Here is a 10,022-nt window from a genome sequence, read left to right as displayed (position 1 = left end):
AGCCGGCGCCGCTGCTGCGCTGGCTGCTCCCGGGCGACGCGCCCCGAGCGGCCGGTCCGGCCCACGCCGCCGACCCGCGCGAGCCGGACCCGGGCCGTCGTGCGGTCCCACGGTCCCGGCGCCTGCCAGCCGAACCGCAGGGCCACGAGCCGGACCCCGAGCACGCCGACGACCGCGGCCACCACCGTGCCCTCCGACAGCGCGTCCTCGCGCCAGAGCACCGCCAGCGCGAGCGCGCCCACCAGGGAGGGGATCGCGTAGAGCTGCCGCTGGTGCAGCACGGCCGGCACCTCGCCGGTGAGCAGGTCCCGCAGCACCCCGCCGCCGACCCCCGTCACGATCCCCGCGAACACCGCCGCCGTGGCGCCGACGCCGTACTCGAGCGCCTTGATGGTGCCGACGACGGTGAACAGCGCCAGCGCGCCGGCGTCGAGCACGAGCACGAGCCGGCGCAGCCGGTGCAGGCCCGGGTGCGCCGCCCAGGTCACGAGGCCGGCCGCGCAGGCGGTGGCGACGAACTGCCACTGCGCGATGCCGACGGGCGGGATCGCGCCGATCAGGACGTCGCGCAGGATGCCGCCGCCGAGGCCCGCCACCCACGCCAGGACGACGATGCCGAAGATGTCGAAGCCCTTGCGCACGGCGGCGAGGCCGCCGGAGAGCGCGCCGACGAACACGCCGAGCAGCTCGAGCACGGGTTGCAGCGGGAGGTCGACGTGCACAGGGGAGATCATGGCAGCCGGGAGTTCGCGGCGGCGCACCGCCGAGCCTCCCCGGGATCGGGCCCCGGCGATGGCAGGCTCGTCCGCGGAACGATGGGAGAGGTGTGATGGCCGAGCTGGAGCTGATCGGGCTGCACGAGGACGGGGAGCACCTGGTCCTCGCCGCGGCCGACGGGCAGCGCTACCGCCTGCGCATCGACGAGCCGCTGCGCGCCGCGGTGCGCCGCGACCGCCCGCAGCTGGAGCAGATCCGCGCCGAGCAGTCGGGCGTGCCGAGCCCGCGGGAGATCCAGGCGCGCGTGCGCGCGGGGCAGTCCGCGGAGCAGATCGCCGAGGAGTCGGGGCTGACCGTCGAGCACGTGCGGCGGTTCGAGGGCCCGGTGCTCGCCGAGCGCGAGTTCGTGGCGGAGCAGGCGCGCGGGACCCGGGTGGGCCGCGACGTGGGTGCGCCGGTCCTGGGCGAGCTGGTGGTCGACCGGCTGGCGGCGCGCGGCGTCGACACCGCGGCCGTGGGCTGGGACGCGTACCGCGAGCCGGGCGGCGGCTGGGTGGTCGTGGCGCGGTTCCGCGTGGAGGACGACGCCCGCGAGGCCCGCTGGTCCTACGACGCGCAGGCGCGCGCGGTGCACGCCGAGGAGGACGAGGCCCGCTGGCTCTCCGAGACGGAGATCGCCGACGGCCCGGTCCCCCGCCGGCACCTGTCCGCGGTGCGCGACCTGGTCTACGACGTGGACGCCGACGTGCGCCCGGTGCTCGCGGCCGTCGACGGCCCCGGGCGCGCGCAGCACCGCGAGGAGGAGGACCCGGCGGACGACCTGCGCGCCACCCACGAGCTGCTGGACGACCTGCGGTCCCGGCGCGGCGTGCGGCAGACGCTCGACCTGGAGGACGACGAGGACGCCGACGGGTTCGGCGGCTTCGGGCCCCAGCACGCGTTCGACTTCGGCCAGCTCGACGAGCCGGCGGCACCCGGGGCGCACCCGGTGGACGCCGAGCCCGCCGCCGAGGCCCGCATCTACCCGGCACCGGCCCGTCCGCGGCCGACCGAGGAGGAGCCGGAGACGCCCGTGGCGCTCGAGCCCGGTGAGCCGGACCCGGCCCCCGGGTCCCTGCCCGGTCCGGACGAGGACACGACGCCGGCCCGGCCCGAGGACCAGCCCAAGCCGCGGGCGGCGGGACGGCGCGGCCGGCCGAAGGTGCCGAGCTGGGACGAGATCGTCTTCGGCGCGAAGCCGGAGTGAGGCCGCGGGGGCGGCCACGCCCCCGCGGTCCGGTCCTCGCGGATCAGTCCCCGGCGAGCAGGCCGAGGGTCTGCGGCGACAGCGTCGCCGCGCCCGAGCTGCGCGCGGTCATCCGCAGCCGGTGGTGCTTGCGGCACAGCACCTCGTAGCCCACGGCGTCGTCCTCGGCCGGCACCGCCACGTCGCCGACGACGACCTGCGCGCCCTCGACCACCATGGCCCCGTGCTCGGTGCGCGCGTTGTGCGTGGCACGCGCGCCGCACCAGCACAGCGCCTGGACCTGGAGCGTCTCCACCCGGTCCGCGAGCTCGAGCAGCCGCGCGGACCCCGCGAACAGGCGGGTCCGGAAGTCGGTGGTGATCCCGAAGGCGAACACGTCGACGTCCAGGTCGTCGACGACCCGGCCGAGCTGCTCGACCTGCTCGGCGCTGTAGAACTGCGCCTCGTCGCAGATGAGGAAGTCGACGCGCGCGCCGCGGCTGCGCCGCTGGACGACCTCGTCCCAGAAGTCGGTCCCCGGGCTGACCTCGTGGGCCGGGACCGACAGGCCCAGCCGGGAGGACAGCACGTGCTCCCCCGCCCGGTCGTTCTGCGTGAACAGCACCCCGCCCCGGCCGCGGGCCGCGTGGTTGTGGTGCATCTGCAGCGCCAGGGTGGACTTGCCGCAGTCCATGGTGCCGCAGAAGAAGACCAGCTCGGCCACGTGCTCCTCGTTCCTCGTCGTGCTCGGTCGTGCGGGGTCGGGCCGGCTCAGGTGTGCACGGCGAGCAGCGGCACCCGCAGCTCGGCCGGCGTCAGCGACCCGTGCACCCCGACGAGCCGCAGCGACGCCGGGGTCTGCGTCCGGGAGTCGACCACGGTGGCCCGACCGGTCGCCGCGACCACCAGGTCGCCGATCAGCGGCCGCACGTGCGCGGACACCGGGCCGAACAGGCCGGCCGCCACGGCGTCGTCCCCGGTGAGCACGACCGCGTCACCGCCGAGGACGTCGGCCCAGCGGGCCTCCGCCGCACGCGGGTCGACGCCCGGCTCGAGGTGCACGTGCAGCGCCCGCGGCTCCCCCGCGACCAGCGCCACGCCCTCGGCGAGCCCGGGCGTGGTCGCGACGTCGTGCCGCCGGGCGGGGTCGACGTCGACCATGCCGTGGTCCGCGGTGACGACGACGGAGGCCCCGCGCGGCAGCGACCGCACCAGCCGGCGGAGCTCGCCGTCGAGCGCCTCGAGCTGGTCGCCCCACTGCCAGGAGCCGGCGCCCTCGTGGTGCCCGGTCTTGTCGACGTCGCCCCAGTACAGGTAGACCAGTCCCGGCTCGCGCAGCAGCCGCAGCACCGCGTCGACCCGCTGCGCCAGCGACTCCGCGGCGCGGTACCCGCCGCCGCGCAGGGCCGCCTCGGTGAGGCCGGAGCCCATGAACTTCGCGGGGCCGACGGTGGTGACCGTGACCCCGTGCGCGACCAGCCGCTCGAAGACCGTGGGCTCCCGCTGCCACTCCCGGGCCGGGCCGAGCCCGTCCCACGACACCATGTTCGCCAGCCCGCCGCTGGCGGGGTTGCGCACCGTGTAGCCGACCAGGCCGGTGCGGCCGGGGCCGGTGCCGGTGCCGAACGAGCCCATCGACGCGGCGGTGGTGGACGGGTAGCCGGCGGACAGCGGCGCGGACCCGTTCAGCAGGGACCGCAGGAACGGGGCGTGCCCCGCGCGCTCGGTCAGGTTCTCGTACCCCAGCCCGTCCACCAGGACGACGCACACCCGGTGCGCCTCCGGGAGCCCGAGCTGCGCGCGCCGCGCCGGGCCGTCGGGCACCGGCGCGCCGAGGCTGTCCGCGACGGCCGGCAGCAGCCCCGACAGCGACGGACCCTCGTAGTCGGGCGGCACCAGGCCCGCGTCCGCGAGCCGGGCCGGCACGGTCGACGACGCGGCGGCCGTCATCGTCAGCGCGCGCTCGCCGCGGACAGCCGCTTGGCGAACGCCACGGCGTCGCGGACCGCGCCCTCGCCCTCGGCGACCGCGGACACCCGGACGACGACGTCGTCGGGGGTCAGCGTGCCGGTCAGGCCGTGGTCCGCCTCGCAGCCGGGGTCCGCGCAGCCGGCGGGCTCCAGGTCGACCCGGGACACCGCGCCCCAGCCGACCGCGAGGGTGAGCTCGGCGGCGGGCGTGCCGGGGCGGTGCTGCTCGGGGGTCGCGATCACGTGGGTGAGCGCGACGGAGCGCAGCTCGGACAGCGGGACGGCCTCGGTGGTGGCGGCGGCGCTGGCCGACGGGTGCTCGCTGTCGGCGGGGTGGTCGTCGACGTGCGCGACCACGAGCCGCGTCGGGGTCAGCACCAGGACCGTGACGTGCCGGCGCACCTCCTGCGCGTCGAACGTGGTCTCGGGGTGCACGAGGTACGCCTCGACGGGCTCGTCCGCGAGCGCGACGTCCAGGACGTCGGCGACCAGGTCGGGGTAGTACCCGGCCCGGTGCAGGTCGCGCAGCAGGTCGGTGGAGGGGGCAGGCACCCGGACATCCTCCCACCGCGAGGGCGCGCTCGTCACACCCGCGGCCCCGGAGGCGTCAGACGGGCAGCGCCCGGCGCGGCCCGTCGGCCCGGGTGGCGGCGACCCCGACCCGCGCGGTGGCGCCGAGCACGTACGCCCCGTGCTCCGCCACCACCACGGGGTTGAGCTCCAGGTGCAGCAGCTCGGGCAGCTGGTCGGCGAGCACCGCGACCCGGGCGAGCACGTCCTCCAGGGCCGCGACGTCGAGCGGCGGGACGCCGCGGTAGCCGAACAGCCGCGGGGCGGACCGCGGCGCCCGGACCATGTCGGACACGTCGACGTCGGTGAGCGGCGGGACCGCCCAGGCGACGTCGCCGAGCAGGTCCGTGGTGTCGCCGCCCAGCCCGAAGCCGAGCACGGGGCCGAACAGCGGGTCCTCGGCGGACCGGATCACGCAGGCGACCCCGTGCGGGGCCATCGCCTGCACCTCCAGGGGGGCGCGGCCCGGCTCGGGCTCCCGGCCGGCGGCCAGCGCGAGCACCTGGGCCACGTCGGCGCGCAGCTCGGCCTCGTCGTGCACGTCGAGCCGCACGCCGCCCAGGTCCGAGCGGTGCCGCAGGGCGGGCACGGTGGACTTGAGCGCGACCGGCCAGCCGAGCCGGTCCGCCGCCGCGACCGCCTCGTCGGCGTCGTGCACCCCCACGGTCGGGAACACGTGCACCCCCGCGAGCTCCAGCAGCTCCGCGGTCTGCGCGGGGGTGAGGTCGAGCGAGGCCCGGGTGCCGGCCTCGTCGAGCCAGCCGGCGATCCGCCGGCGCGCGGTGCGGGCGTGGATGCCCTCGGGCGCGACGAGCCGGCCGCGGTCGGCCGCGCGCCACGCGGCGTACCGGGCGGCCTGGTCGAGCGCGAGCACCGCGTCCTCCGGCGTCGTGTACGCCGGGACGGTCCGCAGCGCGCCGTCGGCGTCGGGCGCGCTCAGCGCGGGCGTCGCGCCGTGCAGGCCCAGCAGGCACGCCACCGACGTCCGGCCCGAGCCCGCCGCGTGCCGGGCCAGCGCCTGGGCGACCCGGTCGTCCCGCGGGCCGACGGTGGGCACGTGCATGGTGACGACGACCTCGACGTCCGGGTCGGCGTACACCGCGGCGAACGTGCGCTCGACCTTCGTGTCGTCGGCGTCCTCGTGCAGGATCGCGGGCGCGCGGCCCACGGTGAACCCCGCCGCGGCGAGCGCCTCGGACACCAGGGACGCCGCGGCGGACGACGAGGCGACCACGGCGGCGCGCCGGCCCCGCGGCAGCGGCTGGAGCGCGAACAGCTGGGACACCTCGAGCATCTGGTGCACGTTGTCGACCAGGACCACGCCCGACCGGCGCATCACCTCCTGCAGGGTCTGCCGCGACGCCTGCGTGGGCCGCACCGCGTGCCCGGGCGGGACGACGTGCCCCGACCGGCCGGCGGTCACGACGACGACCGGCTTGGCCGTCGCCAGGCGCCGCGCGACGCGGGAGAACTTGCGGGGGTTGCCGATCGACTCCAGGTACAGCGCCACGACGTCCGTCGCGTCGTCGTCCTGCCAGAACTGCATGAGGTCGTTGCCGGACACGTCCGCCCGGTTGCCCGCGGACACCAGGTGCGCGAGGCCGAGGTGCCGGCGGCGCACGGAGCCGAGGATGGACACCGCGGTGGACGCGGACTGGCAGAACAGCCCGATCCGGCCGGGCGGCGGCGGGTCCTCGGTGAGCGAGGCGTTCAGCAGCCCGCCCGCGGCGTGCGCGAGCAGGCCGTACGAGCGCGGGCCCACCACGCGGAGCCCGGCGGCGTGCGCGGCGCGCAGCAGGGCGCGCTGGAGCGCGAGGCCGGTCGGCCCCTGCTCGGCGTAGCCGCCGGAGAGCACGACGACGCCCTTGACGCCGAGCCGGCCGAGCGCGCGGACGGCCACGACGGCCTCCGCCGCGGGCAGGGCCAGGACCGCCAGGTCCACCGGGCCGGGCACGTCGTCGAGGCGGTCCCAGTGGTGCACGGCGGGGCCGGTGCCGGCTCCGCCGGCGGCGGGGGCCGGCCGGCCGACGACGTGCACCTGCACCGGGCGCTCGTCGCCGCCCGCCGCCGTCACGGCGCCGGTCCGGTGCTCCGGGTCGTCCGCGCCGGGGACCCCGCCGACCAGGTCGGCGAGCACCCGCTCGGCGCGCCGGTCGTCCAGCGACCCGGGCGCGGCGGCCGGCGACGACAGCACCAGCACGGACCGGGCCGTGAGCAGCGCCTGCACGCTGCGCGCCTCCGCGGCGTGCTCGCGCGCCATCATCACCGCGAGCGAGCGGTCCGTGGGGTCGATGTCGAAGCCGACCGTCACCACGCCGTCCTCCAGCCGCTGCTGCAACGAGTAGCCCGCCTCGCGGAAGACGGCGATCATCCGGCCGTTCTGCGGCAGCACGTCGGCCGTGAACCGGCGGATGCCGCGCTCGCGCGCCGCCGCGGCCAGGTGCTCCAGCAGCACGGAGCCGAGCCCGCGGCCGTGGTGCGCGTCGGCGATGTTGAACGCGACCTCGGCCTCGTCGGGGCCGACCTTGTCGTACCGGGCGACGCCGATGATCGCGTCGTCCTCGGTCACCGCGACCAGCGCGACGCGGTCCCGGTGGTCCACCCGGGTGAACCGGGCGAGGTCCCGGTCCCCCAGCCGCTCCAGCGGCGCGAAGAACCGGAACACGATCGACGCCTCGGACTGCGCGACGTGGAAGGCCTGGAGCGCGTCGGCGTCCCCGGGGCGGATCGGCCGCACGTGCGTGGTGCTGCCGTCGCGGAGGACGACGTCGGCCTCCCAGCTCTCGGGGTAGTCCGCCGCCTCGACGGGCGCGTCCCCGGTGCTCTCGGCCATGCCCCGGAGCCTAACGAACCGGCGCGCCGCGCGTCGTGGTGGTCCACAGGGTCGTGGAGCGGCGACAATGGCCCGACCACCCCGCACCACCGACCCCGGGAGCAGCCCCCAGCATGGCGCGCCGCAGCAGCACCCCCGACGTCCCGCCGGAGGACGTCGTCGAGCGCATCGTCGACATCGACGTCGCCACCGAGATGGAGGGCTCGTTCCTCGAGTACGCCTACTCGGTGATCTACTCGCGCGCCCTGCCCGACGCCCGCGACGGCCTCAAGCCGGTGCAGCGCCGCATCCTGTTCCAGATGTCCGACATGGGCCTGCGCCCGGACCGGCCGTTCGTGAAGTCGGCGCGCGTCGTCGGCGAGGTGATGGGCAAGCTGCACCCGCACGGCGACACCGCGATCTACGACGCGATGGTCCGCATGGCGCAGCCGTTCTCGCTGCGGCTGCCGCTCGTCGACGGCCACGGCAACTTCGGCTCGCTGGACGACGGCCCCGCCGCCCCGCGGTACACCGAGGCGCGCATGGCGCCCTCCGCGCTCGCGATGACGCAGAGCCTGGACGAGGACGTCGTCGACTTCGTCCCGAACTACGACAACAAGCTGACGCAGCCGGGCGTGCTGCCCGCGGCCATCCCGAACCTGCTGGTCAACGGCGCGTCCGGCATCGCGGTCGGCATGGCGACCAACATGGCGCCGCACAACCTGGTCGAGGTCGTCGCGGCCGCACGGCACCTCGTGCTGCACCCCGAGGCCACCCTCGACGAGCTCATGCGGTTCGTCCCCGGCCCCGACCTGCCCAGCGGCGGCAAGATCGTCGGCCTGGAGGGCGTGCGCGACGCGTACCGCACCGGCCGCGGCGCGTTCCGGACCCGGGCCACCGCGCGGATCGAGAACGTCACCCCGCGCCGCAAGGGCATCGTCGTCACCGAGCTGCCGTACACGGTCGGCCCGGAGAAGGTCATCGAGAAGATCAAGGAGGGCGTGCAGTCCAAGAAGCTCTCCGGCATCTCGGACGCGCTCGACCTCACCGACCGGCAGCACGGCATGCGCCTGGTCATCGAGGTCAAGACCGGGTTCAACCCCGAGGCGGTGCTGGAGCAGCTGTACCGGTACACCCCCCTCGAGGACTCGTTCTCCATCAACAACGTCGCCCTGGTCGACGGCCAGCCGCGCACGCTCGGCCTGCGCGACCTGCTGCAGGTGTGGGTGGACCACCGGATCTCCGTGGTGCGGCGCCGGAGCCAGTTCCGGCTGCGCAAGAAGCAGGAGCGCCTGCACCTGGTCGAGGGCCTGCTGATCGCGATCCTCGACATCGACGAGGTCATCCAGGTCATCCGGACCTCGGACGACGCGGACGCCGCGCGCACCCGGCTGCGCCAGGTGTTCGACCTGTCCGAGCCCCAGGCCGAGTACATCCTCGAGCTGCGGCTGCGCCGCCTCACCCGGTTCTCCCGCGTCGAGCTGGAGAAGGAGCGCGAGGAGCTGCTCGAGCAGATCGAGGCGCTGCAGGCGATCCTCGGCGACGAGGCGCTGCTGCGGACGACGGTCAGCGACGAGATGGCGGAGGTCGCCGCGACCTACGGCACCCCGCGTCGCACCATCCTGCTGGAGTCGGCGGGCGGCGTCGCGACCGCCGCCGAGGGCGCCCCCGCCCCGCGACCGGGCCGCGCCGCCGCGCCCGCGCTGTCCCTCGAGATCGAGGACACCCCCTGCTACGCGCTGCTCTCCGCGACCGGCCTGGTGGCCCGCACCGGCAGCACCGACGTCGAGCTGCGGCCCACGCCCGGTGCCCGGCGCGCCAAGCACGACGTGCTCGCCGGGGCCGTCCCGACGACCGTGCGCGGCGAGGTCGGCGTGCTGACGTCCCGCGGCGTCGTCCGCCGGGTGTCCGTGCTCGACCTGCCGGGCCTGCCGCCGACCGAGGGCGCGCCGAACCTGTCGGGCGGGCTGCCGCTGTCCGAGCTGCTCGCGCTCGACAAGGGCGAGAAGGTCGTCGGCCTGGTCCCCGTGACCCCCGACGCCCCGACGCTCGCCGTCGGCACCGCGCAGGGCGTGGTCAAGCGGGTCACCCCCGGCGAGGCCCCCGCGAACCGCGACCAGTGGGAGGTCATCGGCCTCAAGGACGGCGACGAGGTGGTCGGCTGCGCCACGGTGACCGACGACGACGAGCTCGTGTTCGTCGCCTCGGACGCGGCGCTCCTGCACTTCCCGGCCGCGTCCGTGCGGCCCCAGGGCAGGCCCGCGGGCGGCATGGCGGGCATCAAGCTCGCGCCCGGTCAGCGGGTCGTGCACTTCGGCGCGCTGCCCGCGGGGTACGACGCCGCCGACGACGCCGAGGGCCCGGTCGTGGTGACCGTCGCCGGCGCGTCCGACGCGCTGCCCGGCACCCAGGCCGGGTCGGCGAAGGTGACGCCGTTCTCCCGGTACCCGGGCAAGGGCCGGGCCACCGGCGGCGTCCGGGCGCACCGGTTCCTCAAGGGCGAGGACGCGCTGTTCCTCGCCTGGGTCGGCCCGGCGCCGGCGCGGGCCACGGGGTCGGCCGGTCAGCCGGTCGAGCTGCCGGAGCCGGACGAGCGCCGGGACGGCTCGGGCCAGCCCCTGGCGGCCCCGCCCTTGAGGAACCGGTGCGCCCGGACGCCGCCGGTGGCCCGGCCCTTGCCCGGGTACCGGGAGAACGGCGTCACCTTCGCCGACCCGGCCTGGGTGCC

At 76.7% G+C, this 10,022-nt stretch carries 7 protein-coding genes; 2 read left to right on the top strand and 5 right to left on the bottom strand.

From position 1 onward, the window contains the following. Positions 1–722: trimeric intracellular cation channel family protein (locus tag FA014_RS14885; protein WP_328288209.1), on the bottom strand; the 722-nt coding region annotated here is incomplete at its 3' end. A 107-nt stretch (positions 723–829) separates the two neighbouring features. On the opposite strand from FA014_RS14885, the gene sepH reads away from it, so the two are divergent. Further along, entirely contained in the window at positions 830–1,963 is a 1,134-nt protein-coding gene (gene sepH / locus FA014_RS14880; RefSeq protein ID WP_154730438.1) for a septation protein SepH, read from the top strand. 43 nt (positions 1,964–2,006) lie between these two features. On the opposite strand, the gene FA014_RS14875 is transcribed toward sepH, so the two are convergent. From FA014_RS14875 to FA014_RS14860, 4 genes are read right to left on the bottom strand one after another with little or no spacing between them, the layout of a single operon-like run. Then, positions 2,007–2,666 carry a thymidine kinase gene (locus FA014_RS14875; RefSeq protein ID WP_154730437.1) on the bottom strand — a complete coding sequence of 220 codons (660 nt, stop codon included), beginning with the start codon at positions 2,664–2,666 and terminating at the stop codon, positions 2,007–2,009. A gap of 47 nt (positions 2,667–2,713) precedes the next feature. Beyond that, a complete protein-coding gene (locus FA014_RS14870; RefSeq protein WP_154730436.1) occupies positions 2,714–3,892 on the bottom strand; it encodes an alkaline phosphatase family protein in 1,179 nt (392 codons plus the stop codon). 2 nt (positions 3,893–3,894) lie between these two features. Beyond that, the gene (locus tag FA014_RS14865; RefSeq protein ID WP_154730435.1) at positions 3,895–4,464 is read right to left on the bottom strand and encodes a DUF5998 family protein; all 570 of its coding nucleotides are present in this window, start codon (positions 4,462–4,464) and stop codon (positions 3,895–3,897) included. A gap of 55 nt (positions 4,465–4,519) precedes the next feature. Further along, positions 4,520–7,315 (bottom strand): GNAT family N-acetyltransferase, encoded by a 2,796-nt coding sequence (locus FA014_RS14860; RefSeq protein ID WP_154730434.1) that lies wholly within the window; start codon positions 7,313–7,315, stop codon positions 4,520–4,522. Between the two features lie 113 nt (positions 7,316–7,428). Between FA014_RS14860 and FA014_RS14855 the strand changes: the two genes are divergently transcribed. Further along, positions 7,429–10,022: DNA gyrase/topoisomerase IV subunit A (locus tag FA014_RS14855; RefSeq protein ID WP_154730433.1), on the top strand; the 2,594-nt coding region annotated here is incomplete at its 3' end.

This window comes from Cellulomonas hominis, from assembly GCF_005239125.1.
Classification (GTDB): Bacteria; Actinomycetota; Actinomycetes; order Actinomycetales; family Cellulomonadaceae; genus Cellulomonas; species Cellulomonas hominis_A.
Note: the sequence above shows the minus strand (reverse complement) of the source record. Positions and strands in the feature narration are given on the sequence as shown.

What these genes read in the sequence shown, in the direction of transcription:
- sepH (WP_154730438.1), top strand. Translation starts at nt 830, where the DNA reads ATGGCCGAGCTGGAGCTGATCGGGCTGCACGAGGACGGGGAGCACCTG.
- FA014_RS14870 (WP_154730436.1), bottom strand. Translation starts at nt 3,892, where the DNA reads ATGACGGCCGCCGCGTCGTCGACCGTGCCGGCCCGGCTCGCGGACGCG.
- FA014_RS14860 (WP_154730434.1), bottom strand. Translation starts at nt 7,315, where the DNA reads ATGGCCGAGAGCACCGGGGACGCGCCCGTCGAGGCGGCGGACTACCCC.